Below are 18,388 nucleotides of genomic sequence, written 5' to 3' on the forward strand. Positions count from 1 at the left end.
ATGAAGGCTGTCGTCAACATCGATTGGTTTCCTTCCGCGACTGCTGCGTTGCTTCTGCGCTTTCTGCGTCCTGTCCCCGTATTCATCTCTTCAGCTTCGGATCAAGCGCATCGCGCAGCCCGTCGCCCATCACGTTGAAGGCGAGCACGGCGATCAGGATGGCCAGGCCGGGAAAGGTGACGACCCACCAGGCGCGCAGCACGAACTCGCGGGCGTCGGCCAGCATGGTGCCCCACTCGGGCGACGGCGGCTGTGCGCCCAGGCCCAGGAAGCCGAGCGCGGCGGCGTCCAGGATGGCGGTGGAAACGCCCAGCGTCGCCTGCACGATCAGCGGCGCGGCGCAGTTGGGCAGCACCTCGCTGAACATCAGCCGCAGCGTGCTGGCGCCGCTGATGCGCGCGGCCGTCACGTAATCCTTGCCGACCTCGGCGATCACCGATGCGCGGGTGATGCGCACGAAATGCGGCAGCACCACGATCGCCACCGCCAGCATCGCGTTCATCAGGCCCGGGCCGAGGATGGCGACGATCACGATGGCCAGTAGCAGGCTGGGCAGCGTCAGGATGATGTCCATCAGCCGCATGATCGCGATCTCCACCACGCCGCGGGCGAAGCCGGCGACCAGCCCCAGCACGATGCCGGTGGCCACCGAGATCAGCACCACGCCCAGCCCGATCGACAGCGACAGCCGGGCGCCGTAGATCAGGCGCGACAGGATGTCGCGGCCGATCGCGTCCGTGCCCAGGAAGAACTGCAGCGAGCCGCCGCTCTGCCAGGCCGGCGGCCGCAGGAAGGCGGCGCTGTTGGTCAGGAACGGCTCGTGCGGCGCGATCCACGGCGCGAACAGCGCCACCAGCAACAGGAACACCACCAGCCCCAGGCCGACCACCGCGCCGCGGTTGGCGGAGAACGAATACCAGAACTCGCGCAGCGGCCCGGGCGGTTCGCCCATGGCGGCGACGGCGGCGGGCGGACGGATGGCTTCGGTCATGTCAGCGGGCCTGGCGGATGCGCGGGTTGATGACGCCGTACATGACGTCCACCAGCAGGTTGACCAGCATGACGATCACGCCCAGCAGCAGCATGCCGCCCTGCAGCACCGGATAGTCGCGCCGGTTGATGGCCTCGATCAGCCACTTGCCGACCCCGGGCCAGGAGAAGATCGTCTCGGTCAGGATGGCGCCGGTGAACAGCACGCCCACCTGCAGGCCGATCACCGTCACCACCGGGATCAGCGCGTTGCGCAGCGCGTGCACGCCCACCACCCGCAGCGGCGGCAGCCCCTTGGCGCGGGCGGTGCGGATGTAGTCCTCGCCCAGCACCTCCAGCATCGCCGAGCGCGTCATCCGCGCCACCACCGCCAGCGGGTTGGTGCCCAGCACGATGGTGGGCAGGATCAGGTGCTGCGCGGTCGACCAGAAGGCGCCCTTGTCGCCGGTCAGCAGCGAGTCGATCAGGAGGAAGCCGGTGGTCGGCTCGATGTAGTACTGCACCGAGATCCGGCCCGACACCGGCGTCAGCCCGAGCTGCACCGAGAACAGCAGGATCAGCAGCAGCCCCCACCAGAAGATCGGCATCGAGTAGCCGGTCAGCGAGGTGGCCATCACGCCGTGGTCGAACACCGAATTGCGGCGCACCGCGGCGACGATGCCGGCCGGGATGCCGATCGCCAGCGCGAACAGGATGGCGCACAGGGCCAGCTCGATGGTGGCCGGGAACAGCGTGAGGAACTCGCGCAGCACCGGCTCCTGGGTGATGAGGGACTTGCCCAGGTCGCCGTGCAGCACGCGACCGATGTAGACGCCGTACTGCACCAGCACCGGCTTGTCCAGGCCATATTCCTTGAGCAGCTGCGCGTGCCGCGCCGCGTCGATGCCGCGCTCGCCGGCCAGCGTCTCGATCGGGTCGCCCGGCACCAGCCGGATCAGGAAGAACGCCAGCAGCGTCATCCCGATGAAGGTCGGGACGATCAGCGACAGGCGGGTGAGCAGGAAGCGCAGCATGTTGAAGTGGGATTGTCATCCCGGACTCGATCCGGGATCCAGACTTTGGCACGCAAACCTCTGGATTGCGGGTCGCGCCCGCAATGACGTCTCTCCTATTTCTTGTCCCTGAGCTCGCGCCGCAGGATCTTGCCGACCGGCGTCTTGGGCAGGTCGGTGCGGAACTCGATCACCCTGGGCCGCTTGTAGCCGGTGAGGTTGGCGTGGCAGAACTCGCGCACCCTCTCCTCGGTCAGTGCCGGATCCTTCTTGACGATCACCAGCTTGACCGCCTCGCCGGTCTTGTCGTCGGCCACGCCGACCACGGCGCATTCGAGCACGCCGTCGAGCGTGGCGACCACGTCCTCGATCTCGTTGGGGTAGACGTTGAAGCCGCTGACCAGCACCATGTCCTTCTTGCGGTCGACGATCTTGAAGTAGCCGCGCTCGTCCATCGTGCCGATGTCGCCGGTCTTGAAGTAGCCGTCGGCGGTCATGACCTTGGCCGTCTCGTCGGGCCGCTGCCAGTAGCCGGCCATCACCTGCGGGCCCTTGATGGCGATCTCGCCGGGCTGGCCGGGCGGCGAGTCATGGCCGTCGTCATCCACCAGCTTCATGTCGGTGGACGGCAGCGGCAGCCCGATGGTGCCGGTGAACTCGGTGCTGGTGGTCGGATTGCAGCTGGCCGAAGGGCTGGTCTCGGACAGGCCGTAGCCCTCGACGATCGGGCAGCCGGTCTTCTCCAGCCACAGCTTGGCCACCGCGCCCTGCACCGCCATGCCGCCGCCCAGCGACACCTTCAGGTTGCTCCAGTCGACGGTACCGAAATCGGGGTGGTTGGCCAGGCCGTTGAACAGCGTGTTGACCGCCGGCAGCGTGTGGAAGACGTGCTTGGACAATTCCTTGAGCACCGCCGGCAGGTCGCGCGGATTGGGGATCAGGATCAGCTTGGCGCCCATGCGCATCGACAGCATCATGCCGACCGTGAAGGCGAAGATGTGATACAGCGGCAGCGCGCAGACGCCGGTGGGCTGCTGGCCCTCGGGGATGCGCTTCATCACCGGCTCGTTCCAGGCCTCCGACTGCAGCAGATTGGCGACGATGTTGCGGTGCAGGAGCACCGCGCCCTTGGAAACGCCGGTGGTGCCGCCGGTGTACTGCAGCACCGCGACGTCGTCGGGCTTGATCTCGGGCTTCTTGACGGTGCCGCGCGAGCCCTGCGCCAGCGCCTGCCTGAACTTCACCGCGCCGGGCAGGCTGAACGGCGGCACCAGCTTCTTGACCTTGCGCACCACGTAGTTCACCAGCGCGCCCTTGACGCCGCCCAGCAGGTCGCCCATCGAGCACAGCACGACGTACTTGACCGGCGTGGCCGCGATGCACTGGTCCAGCGTGCGGGCGAAGTTCTCGATGATGACGATCGCCTTGGCGCCCGAGTCCTTGAGCTGGTGCTCCAGCTCGCGCGGCGTGTACAGCGGATTGACGTTGACCACCACGTAGCCGGCCCGCAGGATGGCGGCCACCGCCACCGGGTACTGCGGCACGTTGGGCATCATGATGGCGACCCGGTCGCCGCGCGCCAGCCCCAGGCCCTGCAGGTAGGCGGCCAGCTGCAGGCTGAGCCGGTCGGTCTGGCCGAAGCTCAGATCCTTGCCCATGAAGCTGTAGGCCGTGCGGTCGGCGTACTTGCCGAAGCTTTCCTCCATCAGCGCGACCAGCGACGGGTAGATCGAGGCGTCGATCTCGGCCGGCACGCCGGGGGAATAGGCCTTCAGCCAGGGACGGCTCGTCATCGTTCTGTTCTCCTCGGTCTGCTCTGAAGCGCCCGGCCAGCGGGCGCACGCCGTCTACTCGATGGCCTTGGTGATGTCCTCGACCACCTTCTTGGCGTCGCCGAACACCATCATGGTCTTGTCCATGTAGAACAGTTCGTTGTCCAGGCCCGCATAGCCGGCGGCCATGGAGCGCTTGTTGACGATCACGCTCTTGGCCTTGTAGGCCTCCAGGATCGGCATACCGTAGATGGCCGACCCCTTCTCCAGCGCCGCCGGGTTCACCACGTCGTTGGCGCCCAGCACGATGGCCACGTCCGCCTGCGCGAACTCGGTGTTGATGTCCTCCATCTCGAACACCTGGTCGTACGGCACCTCGGCCTCGGCCAGCAGCACGTTCATGTGGCCCGGCATCCGGCCGGCCACCGGGTGGATGGCGTACTTGACGGTGACGCCATGCTCGGTCAGCTTGGCCGCCAGCTCCTTGACCGCATGCTGGGCCCGCGCCACCGCCAGGCCGTAGCCCGGCACGATGATCACCGTCTCGGCGTTGGACAGCAGGAAGGCCGCGTCGTCGGCGCTGCCGCTCTTGACCGGGCGCTGCACCGCGGCGCCGGCCGGGGCCGCGCCGGCCTCGCCGCCGAAGCCGCCCAGGATCACGTTGAAGAACGAGCGGTTCATCGCCTTGCACATGATGTAGCTCAGGATCGCGCCGGACGAGCCCACCAGCGAGCCGGCGATGATCAGCATCGGGTTGTTCAGCGAGAAGCCGATGCCGGCCGCCGCCCAGCCCGAGTACGAGTTGAGCATCGAAACCACCACCGGCATGTCGGCGCCGCCGATCGGGATGATGATCAGCACGCCCATCACGAAGGCCAGCGCCAGCATGGCGAAGAAGGCACTCCAGCTCTCGTTGTAGGTGAACACCAGGCCCAGCGCGATGGTCACCAGCCCCAGCACCAGGTTGAGCTTGTGCTGGCCGGGGAACACCACCGGCGCGCCCTTGAACAGCCGGAACTTGTAGGTGCCCGAGAGCTTGCCGAAGGCGATCACCGAGCCGCTGAAGGTGATGGCGCCGATGGCGGCGCCCAGGAACAGCTCCAGCCGGTTGCCGGTGGGGATCGGGTCGCCCTTGGCCAGGCCCTGCAGCAGCGCGTAGGGCTCGGCCACCGCCGCCACCGCGATGAACACGGCAGCCAGGCCGATCATGCTGTGGAAGAAGGCCACCAGCTCCGGCATCTTGGTCATCTCCACCGTGCGGGCGCGGTAGGCGCCGTACGCGCCGCCCACCACCAGGCCGAGCAGCACCCAGACCATGCCCTGCGCCTTGCCGCCCGAGTGCTCCACGATCAGGGCGGCGGTGGTGCCCATGGCGATCGCCATGCCGACCATGCCGAACATGTTGCCGCGGATGGAGGTGGTCGGGTGCGACAGGCCCTTGAGCGCCTGGATGAAGCAGACCGAGGCGAGCAGGTACAGCAGCGTGGCGACGTTGATGCTCATGGCTGGCTTCCCTTTTCAGCGACGGCCGGCGCCTTCTTTTCCTTCTTCCTGAACATCTCCAGCATCCGCCGCGTCACCAGGAAGCCGCCGAAGATGTTGACCGAGGCCAGCGCCACCGCCAGCACCCCCATGGTGCGGCCCAGCGTGGTCTCGGTCAGCGCCGCGGCCAGCATGGCGCCGACGATCACGATCGCCGAGATCGCGTTGGTCACCGCCATCAGCGGCGTGTGCAGGGCCGGCGTGACGGTCCACACCACGTGGTAGCCGACGTAGATCGCCAGCACGAAGATGATCAGGTTGATGACGGTGTGACTGACTTCCATAGGTTCCTCTAATCAGTTGGGGACAGAGCTGAAGGTCTGTCCCGCAAGAATCATCGATCCGTTCGCCCTGAGCTTGTCGAAGGGCCTCGACAGGCTCGGCCCGAACGGTGTTTTCATTTGCGTTTGACTTCGCCGTTCTGGGTCATCAGGCAGGCCGCCACGATGTCGTCGGCCAGGTCGATGTTGAGCGTGCCTTCCTTGGTCAGCACCAGCTTCAGGAAGTCCAGCACGTTGCGCGCGTACAGGGCCGAGGCATCGGCGGCGACCAGCGCCGGCAGGTTGGTCTCGCCCACCAGGGTGACGCCGTGCTTGACCACGGTCTGGCCCGGCACCGTCAGCGGGCAGTTTCCGCCCTGCGGCGCGGCCAGGTCGACGATCACGGAGCCGGGCTTCATCGCCCGGACCATCTCCTCGGTCACCAGCACCGGTGCGGCGCGCCCGGGAATGAGGGCGGTGGTGACGACGATGTCGGCGGCGGCCACCCGCTTGGCCACTTCCACCTTCTGGCGGTCCAGCCAGCTTTGCGGCATCGGACGGGCATAGCCGCCCACGCCCTCGGCCGCTTCCTTTTCCTCGGCGGTCTCGTAGGGCACGTCGATGAACTTGGCGCCCAGCGATTCGACCTGCTCCTTGACCGAGGGCCGGACGTCGGAGGCCTCGATCACCGCGCCCAGCCGCTTGGCGGTGGCGATGGCCTGCAGGCCGGCGACGCCCACCCCCAGGATGACGACCCGCGCGGCCTTGACCGTGCCGGCCGCAGTCATCAGCATCGGGAAGAAGCGCTGGTACTTGTCGGCGGCGATGACGATCGCCTTGTAGCCGGCGATGTTGGCCTGCGACGAAAGCACGTCCATGCTCTGGGCCCGCGTGGTGCGCGGCGCCGCTTCCAGCGCGAAGCCGGTGAGGTTGGCGGCGGCCAGCACCTGCAGTCCGGCGGCATCGAAGGGATTGAGCATGCCCACCACCGTGGTGCCGGGTTTCATGCGGCGGGCTTCCGCTTCCGCCGGGCCGCGCACCTTGAGCACCAGGTCGCAGCCGTATGCGCCGGCCGCGTCGGTGATCTCGCAGCCGACGGCGCTGTATGCCTCGTCGGTGGCGCTGGCCCTGACGCCGGCGCCGGACTCGATCCGCAGCGTGTGGCCTTGCGCCTTGAGCTTCTTGGCCGTCTCGGGGGTGACGGCGACACGGGTTTCGCCCGCCGTGGTTTCGGCGGGTACGCCTATCAGCATGGACGTCTCTCCTCGACTGGTTGGCTTTGTTTGTTGGTTCTAGCTGACCAATAGCTTACATGAAAGGAAGCTGCGCTCAGGCGGCCCGCCCGCTGGGAAACGCCGCCTGCGCGTTGCATTCTGGCGCGGCGACCCCACCTGCGGCTGACTCCAGCTCCCAGGCCCTCCATGTCCCTTCTTTCGCTGTTCGGCCTGTCCGCGCTCCTGCACCTGTATATCGGCCTGCGCCTGATTGCGGCCCTGCCCGGCCCCTGGGCCGGCGCCCTGCTGGCCCTGCTGCTGCTGGCATCGGCAGCGCTCACGCCGCTGGGCCTGGTGGCGCGCCGGCTGCTGCGGCCGCCGGCCGCGGACCGGCTCACCTGGGTCGGCATGCTGGCGATGGGCTGGTTCTCGTCGCTGCTGGTGGCCACCGTCGTGCGCGACCTGGTGCTGCTGCTCGCACCGGCCCGCTGGGACGAGCCCAGCGCCATCGCCGTGCCGCTGCTGGCCCTCGGTGCCACCCTGGTCGGCGCGTTCAACGCGCGCCGCACGGCCGGCGTCGTCACGGTGGACGTGCCGATCGCCGGGCTGCCGGCGGCGCTGGCGGGCTTCACCATCGCGCAGATCAGCGACATCCACGTCGGCCCGACCATCAAGGCGCCTTACCTGCAGGGCATCGTCGACGCCGTCAACCGGCTGGAGGCCGACCTGGTGGCGGTGACGGGCGACCTGGTGGACGGCAGCGTCGCCGACCTGCGCGGCCACGTGGCGCCGCTGGCCGGCCTGGTGTCGCGCCACGGCACCTTCTTCGTCACCGGCAACCACGAGTACTACTCGGGCGCCGTCCCCTGGATGGCGGAGCTGCGCCGGCTGGGCGTCAACGTGCTGCAGAACGAGCACGTGGTGCTGCAGCGCGACGGCGCCTCGATGGTGCTGGCGGGCGTGGCCGACTTCAACGCCCACCATTTCGATCCGTCGCACAGGAGCGACCCGGTGGCCGCGATGCACGGCGCGCCGGCCGCCGCTTCGGTGCGGATCCTGCTGGCCCACCAGCCGCGCAGCGCAGCGGCTGCCGAACAGGCCGGCTTCGACCTGCAGCTGTCGGGCCATACCCATGGCGGCCAGTTCTTCCCCTGGGTGTTCATGGTGCGCCTGCAGCAGCCGTTCACCGCCGGATTGCACCGGCTGGGCAAGCTCTGGGTGTACGTGAGCCGGGGAACCGGCTACTGGGGACCGCCCAAACGGCTGGGCGCGCCGTCCGAAATCACACGGCTGAGGTTGGTTCCGGCTCTGCAGTAATACCGGCCGGACGGGATCGGACGGCTCCTACATGGAGGCAAGGTGTTGTCCCACATGGATGAGCTAGCCGGAGGCCAAAAACTGCCTGTTCAAGGAAACCAACATGGCTCGTCTCGCTTCTCTTTCCCCCTTTGTCACAGGCGCCCGCGCCAGCAACGTCAACTATCTTGGCGCGCCCCGTTGCCGCCACAAGTTCCAGCTCTACTACCCCAACGGCTTCGACGACGAGGTCTATCAAGTCGCCGAACGGGGCGTCAAGGAACGCGCCAATCTCGAGTGGAACACCGAGCTCAACGCGCCGGCCTACCGGCGGCTGCTCGCCCGCGGCGAGTACGGCCGCATCGTCGACATCGCCATGCGGGTGGAAGCCCGCTGCAACCTGCTGTTCTCGTTCGAGAAGATGGCGCTGCGCGACGCGGTGAAGGCGCCGGCGGACACCCGGCTGTTCGCCACTGCGCTCTATGCCTTCCTGTACGGCCGCGGCTCGCCGCAGCGCAAGTTCGAAGCCTGGATCGCCGCGCTGGGCACGCTGCCGCGGCGCAAGTCGCGGGTGCTGACCTGGCCGCTGGTGACGGTGTTCGGCCAGATCGCCCGGCCCGACAGCCACCTGTTCCTCAAGCCCATGGTCACGCGCAAGGCCGCCCGCGCCTACGGCTACGACTTCGATTACGAGGCCACGCCGTCGTGGCCGGTGTACCGCGACCTGCAGACCTTCGCCGCCATCCTGCAGCGCGACCTGGACCGCAAGCCGGGCTTCCGCGCCCGCGACATGATCGACATCCAGTCCTTCATCTGGGTGCAGGGCTCGGCGGAATACGAGCGCTAGATCAGGCAGTCCCGCCTGGCGCCCGGCGCGCGCGCCAGCAACGCCAGGTCTCCTCCAGCAGCGGCACGGCGTTGAGCAGCACCGCGGCGGCCAGGCCCCAGGCCAGGAAGGCCGGCGGCAGCGGCTCGGCCTTGGGCCGCAGCGAGAAATCGGCCGACGCCGGGCCCAGCCCGAACAGCGCGCGGGCCTGGTCCCACTGGACGGCGGCCAGCAGCGCCAGCGACAGCAGCGGCAGCAGCTCCAGGAAGCTGTGCACCATCTGCTCGAACGGCCCGATGTGGCGCAGCGGCGCGGTGTAGTGCAGGTCCCAGTAGACGGTGAGCTCGTGCACCAGGAAGACCACCAGCACGATCAGCAGCACGGCGGCGTCGATCTCCAGCAGAGCCACCGCCGCCATCCCCACGCCCACTTCCGCCATCATCAGCAGGTGCAGCAGGTTCTCCTTCAGGCCGCTGGTGCGCTCGATGGCGGTGCGCCGGTGGCAGGCCCAGTCGGCCAGGCCGGCCGCCACCCACAGCGGGAACACCAGGGCCATCAGGATACTGCGGGCGGCGTCGGCCATGCGCGCCTCAGGGCAGGAACTGTTCCGACCCGACCAGGCCGACCTTGGCCAGGCCATGGCGCTGCGCGGATGCCAGCACGGCGGCCACCGTGTCGTACTTGGCGCTGCGGTCCGGCCGCAGATGGATCTCGGGCGCATCGGCCTGGCCCGCGGCCTGCGCCAGCCTGGCCTCCAGCGCGTCGCGGCCGGCCAGCGGCTCGCCGTTCCACAGCAGCTGGCCGCCGGGCAGCACGTCGATGCGGACCACCTTCGGCTCCACCGGCGGCGGCGGCGCCGAGGCCGACGGCATTTCCAGGTTGACCGAATGCAGCTGGATCGGAATGGTGATGATCAGCATCACCAGCAGCACCAGCATGACGTCGATCAGCGGTGTGGTGTTCATCTCCACCATCACCTCGGCGTCGCTCTCGTCGCTGTCGATGCGGATGCCCATGGCCTAGCGCGCCGGCGGCTCGGTGATGAATCCGATGCGCTCGATGCCCATCTGCTGGGCGGCCAGCACCACGCGGCCGATCGAGTCGTAGTCGGCGCGGGCGTCGCCGCGGATGTGCACCTCGGGCTGGGGCTTCTGCGCCGCCACCAGCGCCAGCCGCTGGGCCAGCTGGTCGGCGCCGGCCAGCCGGGTGTCGAACCAGTAGATGGCGCCCTCGGCGTCGACCGAGACGATCACGTTCTCCGGCCGGGTCTCGCGCACCTGCACCTCCTGGCGCGGCAGGCTCACCACCACCGAGCTGTTGACCACCGGAATGGTGATCAGGAAGATGATCAGCAGCACCAGCATCACGTCCACCAGCGGCGTCGTGTTGATCTGCGACATCAACGCGTCGTCGGGCTCCGGCTTGTAGCTGATCGCCATCAGGCCGCCGCGGGACGCGCCACGGCCTGGGCCCCGGCCTCGCGCCGGGCACCGGCGGCCAGCAGCACGGTGTGCAGGTCCGAGCCGAAGGCGCGCACCGTGTCCATCGCCACCTTGTTGCGGCGCACCAGCCAGTTGTAGCCCAGCACCGCCGGCACGGCAACGGCCAGGCCGATGGCCGTCATGATCAGCGCCTCGCCCACCGGCCCGGCGACCTTGTCGATCGAGGCCTGGCCGGATGCGCCGATCTTCACCAGCGCGTTGTAGATGCCCCAGACCGTCCCGAACAGCCCGACGAAGGGCGCGGTCGATCCCACGGTGGCCAGCACGGCCAGCCCTTCCTGCGTGCGGCTGTGCACCGTGGCCACCGCCCGTTCGATGCTCTGCGTCACCCAGGTGTTGAGGTCCACCTGGCCGATCAGCCCGTGGTGTTTGTGGGTGGCCTCCAGCGCGGATTCGGCGATGAAGCGGTACGGACTGCCCGCCTGCAGCGTGTCGGCGCCCTGGCGCACGGTGTCCGCGGCCCAGAAGTTCTGGTTGGCGTGGCGTCCCTGGCCGCCCATCTTCGACTGCGCCACCAGCTTGCTGATCAGGACGTACCAGCTGGCCAGCGACATGATCACCAGGATGATGAGCGTGGTGCGCGCCACCCAGTCCCCCTGCTGCCACAGCGCCTGCAGGCCGTAGGGATTGGCGTCGCCGACGGCCGGCGGCTGGATCGCCGGCAGCGTGCGCAAGACGGGCGACGCCGCCAGCGTCGGTGCTGAGCTTGCCGCGGCCGGCTCCGGCGCCTGGGCCAGCACCGGCAGCGCGGCCAGCAAGGTCAGGGATACACAGGCGGCGAACGCGGCGCGGCGAAGCAGGCGGGAGTGGAAGTGCATTGGGGAATCGGTGGCGGGGGTGGACGCATTGTGTCGCAGCGCGCTCGGCCATGGCAATAATGCGCCATGCGCCAACGCTTCCAGCCCCGGGTGACCGTCGCCGCCGTGATCGAGCGCGGCGGCCGCTTCCTGCTGATCGAAGAAGAAACCTCCGACGGCCTGCGGCTGAACAACCCGGCGGGCCACCTCGACCCCGGCGAGTCGCCGGCCGAGGGCTGCGCCCGCGAGACGCTGGAGGAGACGGCGCACCTGTTCAAGCCGACCGCGCTGGTGGGCGTGTACCTGTCGCGGCGCGACCGCGCCGGCGGCGAGGACGTGACCTACATGCGGCTGGCCTTTTGCGGCGAGCTCGGCGCGCTGGACCCGGAGCGGGCGCTGGACACCGGCATCGTGCGCACGCTATGGCTGACGGAGCATGAAATCCGCGCCAGCGCCGATCGCCATCGCAGCCCGCTGCTGCTGCGCTGCATGGAGGACTACCTGGCGGGGCGGCGCTATCCGCTGTCGCTGGTGCATACGGACCCGAGCGTGTACCGCTCCTGACCGTCATGCCGGACCTGATCCGGCATCAATCCGCCTTGATCTGCGCCTTGACGACGATGTCCTTCCAGATGTTCTGCTCGCTGGCGATGAAGGCCGCGAATTCGGAGGACGGGCCGCCGCCGCCCACTGCGTTGTCGGTGGCGAAGCGCTCGGTCACCGAGGTGGACCTGAGCGCCTTGAGCGATTCTTCCTGCAGCCGCTTGACGATCTCCGGCGGCGTGCCGGCCGGCGCCAGGATGCCGTACCACTGCGAGGTCTCGAAATTCTTGTAGCCCATCTCGGCGACCGTCGGCACGTCGGGCATGGCTGGGATGCGATGCTGGGTGCCGACCGCGATCGCCCGCAGCTTGCCGGCGCGGATGTACGCGCCCAGCGCCGGCAGGCCGGCGGACGAGGCCTGGGTGCGGCCGGCCAGCAGGTCGGTCAGCTGCGGGCCGGTGCCGCGGTACGGGATGTGGGTGATGTACATGCCGGTCACCAGCTTGAGGTACTCCATCGCCAGGTGGCCGGCGCTGGCGTTGCCGGCCGAGCCGTAATTGAGCTTGCCGGGATTGGCCTTCACGTAGGCGACGAACTCCTTGAAGTTCTTGGCCGGCACGTCGGGATGGATCACGAACACGTTGGGCACCTTGGCCAGCAGCGTGACCGGAATGAAATCCTTGTTCACGTCGTAGGGCTGGTTCTTCAGCATGTACGGATTGACCGCCAGCGTGCCCACGTGGCCCAGGATGATGGTGTAGCCGTCGGGGGCGGCGTGCGCCGCCTCCTGCATCGCCACCGTGCCGGCGCCGCCGGGCTTGTTCTCCACGTACACGGTCTGCCCCAGCTGCTTGCTCAGCTCCGCCGCCACCGAGCGGGCGACGATCTCCGAGGTGCCGCCCGGCGCGAACGGCACCAGGAAGCGGATCGCCTTGGTCGGCCATGGGGCCTGGGCCTGCGCCATCGCTGGCAGGCCCACGGCGGCGGCGGAAACGGCGGCGAGCAGCAGCCGCCGGGTCGAATTGGGTTTGTGGTCGTTCATGCAGCGGATCTCCTGTTGGCCCCGAGCTTATTGCAGCGCGGCCGGTCGGGGTACCGGCGCAAACCCGGGCGTGCGCAGGATCAGGCGGTGCGGTTGGCCAGCGGCTCGTCCCGCATCCAGCGCGCCAGGTTGGCCAGGAACATGGCATCCACCCGCGGCTCGTTGCCGTCGGAGTGGCCGGCGCAATGCGGCGTGACGATCACGTTCTCCAGCGTCCACAGCGGCGATTCCTGGCCCAGCGGCTCGTGCTCGAACACGTCCAGATAGGCGCCGGCCAGCCTGCCGGAGCGCAGGGCCGCCACCAGGTCGGCCTCCACCGCCACCTCGCCGCGGGCCACGTTCACCAGGTGGGCGCCGGCCGGCAGCAGCGCCAGCATGGCGGCATCGACCAGCCCGCGCGTGCGCGGCGTCAGCGGACAGGCCAGCAGCAGCCAGTCGGCGCGCGGCAGCACCGACGCCAGGCCGTCGTAGCCGACGGTCTCAGTGCCCTCGGCGGCCGGCAGCGCGTTGCGGCGCGCGGCGACGCAGCGCAGGCCGGCGGCTGCCAGCATGGCCGCGATCTTCTGCCCGACCGGCCCCCAGCCGACGATGACGGCGGTCTGGCCGTCCAGGTCGCGCGGCGCCCCCGCATCCGGCGGCATCCAGCGCCGTTCGCGCTGCGCCGCCAGCAGCCGCGGAAAGCCGCGCGCCAGCGCCAGCACACCGGCCACCGCGGTCTGCGCGACCACCGCCGCATTGGCGCCCGACGCCGTCGTCACGGCGACGCCGCGCTCCAGCAGCTCGAGAAACACCGGCCGGTCGGCGCCCGCCGAATGGGTTTGCACCCAGCGCAGGCCGGGCGCCCGCCGCAGCAGGTCGTGGAAATGCTGCGTCGCCGGCTCGAGCTCGTGCTTGGTCGACTTGCCCGTGACGTCGCGCGTCATGAAGGCGAGGTCCAGTTCGGTGCCGGGGAGCGCGTGCTGCGCGATCACCAGCTCCAACGGGCGGCCGGCCAGGCTGGCCGCGATCGGCCCGCGCAGCCGCAGCGCCGCCCACTCCGACAGCAGGATGCGCAGCGGCCCGCCTGCCGTCATTCCGCCGAGGCGCCCGAGTCGCGCACGATCAGCTTCCACTTCTCGTACTCCTTGTGCACGAACTGGCCGAACTGGGCCGGCGTTCCGCCCACCGGGTCGGCGCCTTCGCGCACCATCTGCGTCTCCAGCGCCGGCAGCGCGTCGTTCACCGCCTTGTTCAGCGTCGCGATGACGGCCTCGGGCGTGCCCCGCGGCGCGAAGAAGCCGAACCAGGAGCCGGCCTCGAAGCCTGGGAAGCCGCTCTCGGCGACGGTCGGCACCTCGGGCATCGAGCGCGAGCGCTTGACGCTGCTCACCGCGATGGCGCGCAGCTTGCCGGCCTGGATGTGCTGGATCACCGAGGGGATGGTGGCGAACATGAACTGCACCCGGCCGGCCAGCAGGTCGTTGAGCGCATCGGCGCCCTTGTAGGGGACGTGGGTGGTTTCGGCGCCGATCCGTTTGCTCAGCATGTAGCCGGACAGGTGGGACGAGGTGCCGACGCCGGTCGAGCCGTAATTGAGCTTGCCCGGATTGGCCTTGGCATAGGCGATGAACTCCTGCATGGTCTTGACCGGCACGCCGGGGTTGACCACCAGCACATTGGGCACGTCGGCGATCTGCACCACCGGCACCAGGTCGGTCAGCGGATTGATGTTGAGCTTCTTGAACAGCGTCGGGTTCACCGCCATCGGGCCGACCGAGTTGACGATCAGCGTGTAGCCGTCGGGCGCCGCGCGCGCCGCCAGCTCGGTGCCGATGTTGCCGCCGCCGCCCGGCCTGTTGTCGATGATGAAGGTCTGCTTGAAACGCTCGGTGAGCTTCTGGCCGACCGCCCGGGCCAGGATGTCGGTGGTGCCGCCGGCGGTGAAGGCCACCAGCACGCGGACCGGCTTGTTCGGGTAGTCGGACGCCGGTGCCGCGCCTGGCGCAGCGCCCTGCGCGACTGCCGCGCCCGCAACCAGCAGCCCGGCCAGCGTCGCCGCCAGTTCGTGAGTCAACTTCATCTTGTCTCCTGTTGTCGGTTGTCAATCGCGGTAGCTCGGGTCCATGCGATCGAGCTTGCGCAGCAGCGCCGGCCACTCCATCACGCCATACGGCCGGCGGGTGCCGGGCTGGTAGTTGCTCCAGGTTTCCTCCAGCACGTGCTGCGGCACGCCTTGCAGCGGCGTGTTGCACGACATGGCGCCGATCTGCGCCCGGCACGACAGCTCCAGCCGGTGGGTCCAGTTGAAGGCCTCGCCGACGGTGCGCCCGACCACCATGGCCCCGTGGTTGCGGAAGATCACCGCCTCGCGCTCGCCCAGGTCCTTGAGCAGCGACTCCTGCTCCGCGGTGTTCAGCACCACGCCCTGGTAGTCGTGGTAGCCGATCTTCAGGAAGCGCATCGCCGTCTGGGTGATCGGCAGCAGCCCGCACTCCAGCGCCGAGACCGCCATCGAGGCCCAGCTGTGGGTGTGGATCACGCAGGCGACCTCCGGCCGCGCCGCATGCACGGCGCTGTGGATCACGTAGCCGGCCTTGTTGATGCCGTAGTTCAGCCCACCGAAGTCGGGCTTGGACAGGATGTTGCCCGCCAGGTCCACCTTGATCAGGCAGGAGGCCGTGATCTCCTCGTACATCATCCCGTACGGGTTGATCAGGAAGGCGCCGGGCTCGCCCGGCACGTGCGAGGAGATGTGGTTGGCCATCATGTCGGCCATGCCGTAGTGGTCGACCAGCCGGTAGCACGCGGCCAGGTCGATGCGGGCCTGCCACTCCGCATCGGAGCAGCGGCCCTTCATGGAAGGGATGTTCAGGACGCCGGGACCGTTCATGTCGTTTCCTTCCAGTCAGTTGGGGACAGCGCTGAAGATCTGTCCCCAGGACATCAGTCCGCGCCCAGCGCCAGCCGGTTCGGCTGCCGCTTCTCGATGGCGTATTTGAGCAGGGCGGCGCTGCGGTAGAAGCCGTGGGCGAATTTTCCGTAGGGCAGCGTGAGGAACAGCCCCATCACGAAGCCCAGGTGCACGGCCAGCAGCAGCGCCATCGCCCCGCTGTCGCGCCAGGCCAGCAGCGCCAGCCCGGTGAGGCTGGTCAGCAGCAGCAAGGCGATGAAGCCGCGGTCCATCGGGCGTTGTTGCACATCGACCTCCTGCGGGTTGCGGCGTAGGTTCAGCCACAGCAGCCCGGCCGGCCCGAGCAGCAGGCCGATGCCGCCGGCGGTGCCGAGCAGCACCGGCAGGCTCAGGAATGGATACGGCGCATGCAGGCCCAGCAGGTAGTGGTACAGCGTCGCCACGCAGGTGGCGGCGAAGCACAGCATGAAGCCGTAGAAGGTCAGGTGGTGGAAGCGGCGCCGCGCCAGCGTGAAGGCGTCGCCGGTTTCGTTGCAGCCCTGGCCGTGGCCGCCGTCCAGGTATTTGAGGGTGAGGGCGTCGCTTGTCGCCTCCGCTGCCGCACCTCCCATCCCCGTTCGCCCGGAGCCCGTCGAAGGGCTCGCGCGGGCTTCGACAGGCGCAGCCGGAACGGGGTTTTGGGCGCGCCAGAACGTCGCCACGCCAACCGAGAGCGCCACGATCGCAAACGCGAACACCACTCCGAACATCGCGACCAGCGTGTTGTGCGGGAACACCGCATAGAAGTTGCCGGCCAGCGGCGCATGGAACAGCGAGCCGTTGGCCCAGGCCAGCATCATCACCAGGAACAGCGCCAGCGCGCCGGCCGTGGCCAGCGCCACCGTCAGTCCGTTGCGCTTGTAGAGCGCCCCCAGGGCCGGCGGCCAGGCGTAGTCCGAGTAGGTCTGCCCGCGCACCACGGCCAGGGCCTGCGGCACGTTGACGGCGAACTCGTGCGGCGGCGCGTACTGGCAGGCATAGAGGCAGGCGCTGCAGTTGTGGCACAGGTTGGCCAGGTAGTGGACGTCGGCCTTGTTGAAGTCGAGCCGGCGGGTCATCGCCGGAAAGACCGCGCAGAAGCCCTCGCAGTAACGGCAGGCGTTGCAGATCTGCATCTGCCGCGCCACCTCGGTCTCCGCCGCCGTGGTGGGCATGCCGCCAGCCAGGGCCCGGGCCTCGCGGGTCAATGCTTCAAGCTGCTGCATGGGCCGCCTCCCGCAATGCGGCGCGCGCCGCCGAGGTCCCGGCCAGCCGGCCGAAGGCGGTGCCGATGCTCATGCCGACGCCGGCGGTGTAGCCCTTGCCCAGAACGTTGCCGGCCATCATTTCGCCCGCCACGAACAGGTTGGCGCTGGGCTTGCCGCCGAAGTGGACTGCTGCATGTTCATCGGTCTTGAGGCCCAGGTAGGTGAAGGTGATGCCGGGCCGCAGGGCGTAGCCGTAGAACGGCCCGGTGTCGATCGGCCGGGCCCAGTGCGTCTTGGCCGGCGCCAGGCCTTCGGTGTGGCAGTCGTCCAGCACGGTGTGGTCGAAGCTGCCGACGCGGCAGGCGGCGTTGAAGTCGCCGATGGTCTGCATGAAGGTCGCGACATGGAGGCCCAGCTGCTGCGCCAGTTCCGGCAGCGTGTCGGCCTTCACGCCCGGGAACACCGGCGGCATGAAGCGGCCGACCGGCTTGCTGTCGATCACGCAGTAGCCGACCTGGCCCGGCTGCAGGGCGACCAGCCGGCCCCAGATCGCATAGCGCTTGGGCCAGAAGTCCTCGCCCTCGTCGTAGAAGCGCCTCGCGTCGCGATTGAGCATCACGCCCAGCGACACGCAGTCGACCCGGGTCACGATGCCGCCGTCGTACAGCGGCGCGCGGGCGTCGATCGCCACGCAGTGGGCCTGCGTCGGATCGCCGATGATGTCGGCGCCCGCGTCCATCATCGCCTTGAGCAGCACACCCTGGTTGAAGCGGGTGCCGCGGACGATGAAGTTGTCGGCCGGCCATTCGCCGCGCTCGTTCTGGCCCCAGGCCGCGCGCATCCATTCGCGGTTGGATTCGAAGCCGCCGCAGGCCAGCACGCAGCTCTTCGCCTCGATGCGCTCGCCCTTGACGCGGGCGGCGACGAAGCGGTCGCCGTCCAGCTCGATCGCATCGACCGGCGCGTCGTAGCGCACCTGCACGCCCAGCGCCTGCGCGCTGCGGTAGTAGGCATTGAGCAGCGCCTTGCCGCCGCCCATGAAGAAGGCGTTGGTGCGCGACAGGTGCAGCGTGCCCGACAGCGAGGGCTGGAAGTTGACGCCGTGCCGGCGCATCCAGTCGCGGCAGGTCGACGAGGCGCGGATCACCAGCCGGGCCAGCTTCTCGTCGGTCACGCCGCCGGTGACCTTGAGCAGGTCCTGCCAGAACTCCTCTTCGGGGTAGGCCTCCAGCAGCACGTCCTGCGGCTGGTCGTGCATGCAGCGCAGGTTGCGCACGTGCATCGAGTTGCCGCCGCGCCATTCGGGCGGGGCCGACTCCAGCAGCAGCACGCTGGCGCCGGCTTCGCGCGCCATCAGCGCCGCACACAGGGCGGCGTTGCCGCCGCCGATCACAAGGACATCGATCATGGAAAAACTTCGGTTGGCAGAGGCAGGCGCCACTGTAGCGGGAGGGCCTGGCGGCGGCCAGCCCGGGGCCGGCATGCCGCCATCACGA

At 69.1% G+C, this 18,388-nt stretch carries 19 protein-coding genes; 3 read left to right on the forward strand and 16 right to left on the reverse strand.

Annotation, left to right across the window (positions count from 1 at the left end; genetic code table 11):
- Positions 1-82 precede the first annotated feature (82 nt).
- From ACFPOE_RS02610 to ACFPOE_RS02635, 6 genes are all read right to left on the reverse strand, one after another.
- Positions 83-991, reverse strand: coding sequence for an ABC transporter permease subunit (locus ACFPOE_RS02610; RefSeq protein ID WP_376848432.1), 909 nt, complete (start codon positions 989-991; stop codon positions 83-85).
- A 1-nt stretch (position 992) separates the two neighbouring features.
- Positions 993-2,003, reverse strand: a complete 1,011-nt coding sequence (locus tag ACFPOE_RS02615; protein WP_376848433.1) for an ABC transporter permease subunit — start codon at positions 2,001-2,003, stop codon at positions 993-995.
- Between the two features lie 95 nt (positions 2,004-2,098).
- Positions 2,099-3,775: a long-chain-fatty-acid--CoA ligase gene (locus tag ACFPOE_RS02620; RefSeq protein ID WP_376848434.1), complete on the reverse strand. Its 1,677-nt coding sequence runs from the start codon at positions 3,773-3,775 to the stop codon at positions 2,099-2,101.
- Between the two features lie 54 nt (positions 3,776-3,829).
- Entirely contained in the window at positions 3,830-5,257 is a 1,428-nt protein-coding gene (locus ACFPOE_RS02625; RefSeq protein WP_376848435.1) for an NAD(P)(+) transhydrogenase (Re/Si-specific) subunit beta, read from the reverse strand.
- Positions 5,254-5,580: an NAD(P) transhydrogenase subunit alpha part 2 gene (locus tag ACFPOE_RS02630; RefSeq protein ID WP_376848436.1), complete on the reverse strand. Its 327-nt coding sequence runs from the start codon at positions 5,578-5,580 to the stop codon at positions 5,254-5,256. The genes ACFPOE_RS02625 and ACFPOE_RS02630 overlap by 4 nt, the downstream gene beginning before the upstream one ends.
- 113 nt (positions 5,581-5,693) lie before the next feature.
- Positions 5,694-6,809, reverse strand: a complete 1,116-nt coding sequence (locus ACFPOE_RS02635; RefSeq protein ID WP_376848437.1) for a Re/Si-specific NAD(P)(+) transhydrogenase subunit alpha — start codon at positions 6,807-6,809, stop codon at positions 5,694-5,696.
- Positions 6,810-6,977: 168 nt separating this feature from the next.
- Between ACFPOE_RS02635 and ACFPOE_RS02640 the strand changes: the two genes are divergently transcribed.
- Both ACFPOE_RS02640 and ACFPOE_RS02645 read left to right on the forward strand, forming a co-directional pair.
- On the forward strand, positions 6,978-8,087 hold the full coding sequence (locus ACFPOE_RS02640) for a metallophosphoesterase (protein WP_376848438.1): 1,110 nt from the start codon (positions 6,978-6,980) through the stop codon (positions 8,085-8,087).
- A 103-nt stretch (positions 8,088-8,190) separates the two neighbouring features.
- The gene (locus ACFPOE_RS02645; RefSeq protein WP_376848439.1) at positions 8,191-8,913 is read left to right on the forward strand and encodes a hypothetical protein; all 723 of its coding nucleotides are present in this window, start codon (positions 8,191-8,193) and stop codon (positions 8,911-8,913) included.
- A 1-nt stretch (position 8,914) separates the two neighbouring features.
- On the opposite strand, the gene ACFPOE_RS02650 is transcribed toward ACFPOE_RS02645, so the two are convergent.
- The 4 genes from ACFPOE_RS02650 to ACFPOE_RS02665 are packed head-to-tail and all read right to left on the reverse strand — an operon-like array spanning position 8,915 to position 11,212.
- Positions 8,915-9,475: a diguanylate cyclase gene (locus ACFPOE_RS02650; protein WP_376848440.1), complete on the reverse strand. Its 561-nt coding sequence runs from the start codon at positions 9,473-9,475 to the stop codon at positions 8,915-8,917.
- Positions 9,476-9,482: 7 nt separating this feature from the next.
- Entirely contained in the window at positions 9,483-9,908 is a 426-nt protein-coding gene (locus ACFPOE_RS02655; RefSeq protein WP_376848441.1) for an ExbD/TolR family protein, read from the reverse strand.
- Positions 9,909-9,911: 3 nt separating this feature from the next.
- The gene (locus tag ACFPOE_RS02660; RefSeq protein ID WP_376848442.1) at positions 9,912-10,331 is read right to left on the reverse strand and encodes an ExbD/TolR family protein; all 420 of its coding nucleotides are present in this window, start codon (positions 10,329-10,331) and stop codon (positions 9,912-9,914) included.
- Entirely contained in the window at positions 10,331-11,212 is an 882-nt protein-coding gene (locus tag ACFPOE_RS02665) for a MotA/TolQ/ExbB proton channel family protein (protein ID WP_376848443.1), read from the reverse strand. The genes ACFPOE_RS02660 and ACFPOE_RS02665 overlap by 1 nt, the downstream gene beginning before the upstream one ends.
- Positions 11,213-11,278: 66 nt before the next feature.
- Between ACFPOE_RS02665 and ACFPOE_RS02670 the strand changes: the two genes are divergently transcribed.
- Positions 11,279-11,755, forward strand: coding sequence for an NUDIX hydrolase (locus ACFPOE_RS02670; protein ID WP_376848444.1), 477 nt, complete (start codon positions 11,279-11,281; stop codon positions 11,753-11,755).
- Positions 11,756-11,780: 25 nt separating this feature from the next.
- On the opposite strand, the gene ACFPOE_RS02675 is transcribed toward ACFPOE_RS02670, so the two are convergent.
- From ACFPOE_RS02675 to tcuA, 6 genes are all read right to left on the reverse strand, one after another.
- Positions 11,781-12,776 carry a Bug family tripartite tricarboxylate transporter substrate binding protein gene (locus ACFPOE_RS02675; RefSeq protein ID WP_376848445.1) on the reverse strand — a complete coding sequence of 332 codons (996 nt, stop codon included), beginning with the start codon at positions 12,774-12,776 and terminating at the stop codon, positions 11,781-11,783.
- Between the two features lie 80 nt (positions 12,777-12,856).
- Positions 12,857-13,849 (reverse strand): D-2-hydroxyacid dehydrogenase, encoded by a 993-nt coding sequence (locus tag ACFPOE_RS02680; protein ID WP_376848793.1) that lies wholly within the window; start codon positions 13,847-13,849, stop codon positions 12,857-12,859.
- The gene (locus ACFPOE_RS02685) at positions 13,846-14,835 is read right to left on the reverse strand and encodes a Bug family tripartite tricarboxylate transporter substrate binding protein (protein ID WP_376848446.1); all 990 of its coding nucleotides are present in this window, start codon (positions 14,833-14,835) and stop codon (positions 13,846-13,848) included. Before ACFPOE_RS02685 ends, ACFPOE_RS02680 begins: the two co-directional genes overlap by 4 nt.
- 21 nt (positions 14,836-14,856) lie before the next feature.
- Positions 14,857-15,645 (reverse strand): class II aldolase/adducin family protein, encoded by a 789-nt coding sequence (locus ACFPOE_RS02690; protein WP_376848447.1) that lies wholly within the window; start codon positions 15,643-15,645, stop codon positions 14,857-14,859.
- Positions 15,646-15,698: 53 nt separating this feature from the next.
- Entirely contained in the window at positions 15,699-16,910 is a 1,212-nt protein-coding gene (gene tcuB, locus ACFPOE_RS02695) for a tricarballylate utilization 4Fe-4S protein TcuB (RefSeq protein WP_376848448.1), read from the reverse strand.
- The gene (gene tcuA / locus ACFPOE_RS02700) at positions 16,897-18,300 is read right to left on the reverse strand and encodes an FAD-dependent tricarballylate dehydrogenase TcuA (protein ID WP_376848449.1); all 1,404 of its coding nucleotides are present in this window, start codon (positions 18,298-18,300) and stop codon (positions 16,897-16,899) included. The genes tcuB and tcuA overlap by 14 nt, the downstream gene beginning before the upstream one ends.
- Between the last annotated feature and the right edge of the window lie 88 nt (positions 18,301-18,388).

This window comes from Caenimonas terrae (assembly GCF_042655405.1).
Taxonomy (GTDB): Bacteria; Pseudomonadota; Gammaproteobacteria; order Burkholderiales; family Burkholderiaceae_C; genus Ramlibacter; species Ramlibacter terrae_A.

Bases quoted from the DNA above. Each gene is read 5' to 3' on its own strand.
- ACFPOE_RS02625 (WP_376848435.1), bottom strand. From the start codon at position 5,257: ATGAGCATCAACGTCGCCACGCTGCTGTACCTGCTCGCCTCGGTCTGC.
- ACFPOE_RS02675 (WP_376848445.1), bottom strand. From the start codon at position 12,776: ATGAACGACCACAAACCCAATTCGACCCGGCGGCTGCTGCTCGCCGCC.
- ACFPOE_RS02635 (WP_376848437.1), bottom strand. From the start codon at position 6,809: ATGCTGATAGGCGTACCCGCCGAAACCACGGCGGGCGAAACCCGTGTC.
- ACFPOE_RS02680 (WP_376848793.1), bottom strand. From the start codon at position 13,849: ATGACGGCAGGCGGGCCGCTGCGCATCCTGCTGTCGGAGTGGGCGGCG.
- ACFPOE_RS02670 (WP_376848444.1), top strand. From the start codon at position 11,279: ATGCGCCAACGCTTCCAGCCCCGGGTGACCGTCGCCGCCGTGATCGAG.
- ACFPOE_RS02665 (WP_376848443.1), bottom strand. From the start codon at position 11,212: ATGCACTTCCACTCCCGCCTGCTTCGCCGCGCCGCGTTCGCCGCCTGT.
- ACFPOE_RS02690 (WP_376848447.1), bottom strand. From the start codon at position 15,645: ATGAACGGTCCCGGCGTCCTGAACATCCCTTCCATGAAGGGCCGCTGC.
- ACFPOE_RS02615 (WP_376848433.1), bottom strand. From the start codon at position 2,003: ATGCTGCGCTTCCTGCTCACCCGCCTGTCGCTGATCGTCCCGACCTTC.
- tcuB (WP_376848448.1), bottom strand. From the start codon at position 16,910: ATGCAGCAGCTTGAAGCATTGACCCGCGAGGCCCGGGCCCTGGCTGGC.
- ACFPOE_RS02645 (WP_376848439.1), top strand. From the start codon at position 8,191: ATGGCTCGTCTCGCTTCTCTTTCCCCCTTTGTCACAGGCGCCCGCGCC.
- ACFPOE_RS02660 (WP_376848442.1), bottom strand. From the start codon at position 10,331: ATGGCGATCAGCTACAAGCCGGAGCCCGACGACGCGTTGATGTCGCAG.
- ACFPOE_RS02630 (WP_376848436.1), bottom strand. From the start codon at position 5,580: ATGGAAGTCAGTCACACCGTCATCAACCTGATCATCTTCGTGCTGGCG.
- ACFPOE_RS02640 (WP_376848438.1), top strand. From the start codon at position 6,978: ATGTCCCTTCTTTCGCTGTTCGGCCTGTCCGCGCTCCTGCACCTGTAT.
- ACFPOE_RS02650 (WP_376848440.1), bottom strand. From the start codon at position 9,475: ATGGCCGACGCCGCCCGCAGTATCCTGATGGCCCTGGTGTTCCCGCTG.
- ACFPOE_RS02685 (WP_376848446.1), bottom strand. From the start codon at position 14,835: ATGAAGTTGACTCACGAACTGGCGGCGACGCTGGCCGGGCTGCTGGTT.
- tcuA (WP_376848449.1), bottom strand. From the start codon at position 18,300: ATGATCGATGTCCTTGTGATCGGCGGCGGCAACGCCGCCCTGTGTGCG.
- ACFPOE_RS02620 (WP_376848434.1), bottom strand. From the start codon at position 3,775: ATGACGAGCCGTCCCTGGCTGAAGGCCTATTCCCCCGGCGTGCCGGCC.
- ACFPOE_RS02610 (WP_376848432.1), bottom strand. From the start codon at position 991: ATGACCGAAGCCATCCGTCCGCCCGCCGCCGTCGCCGCCATGGGCGAA.
- ACFPOE_RS02655 (WP_376848441.1), bottom strand. From the start codon at position 9,908: ATGGGCATCCGCATCGACAGCGACGAGAGCGACGCCGAGGTGATGGTG.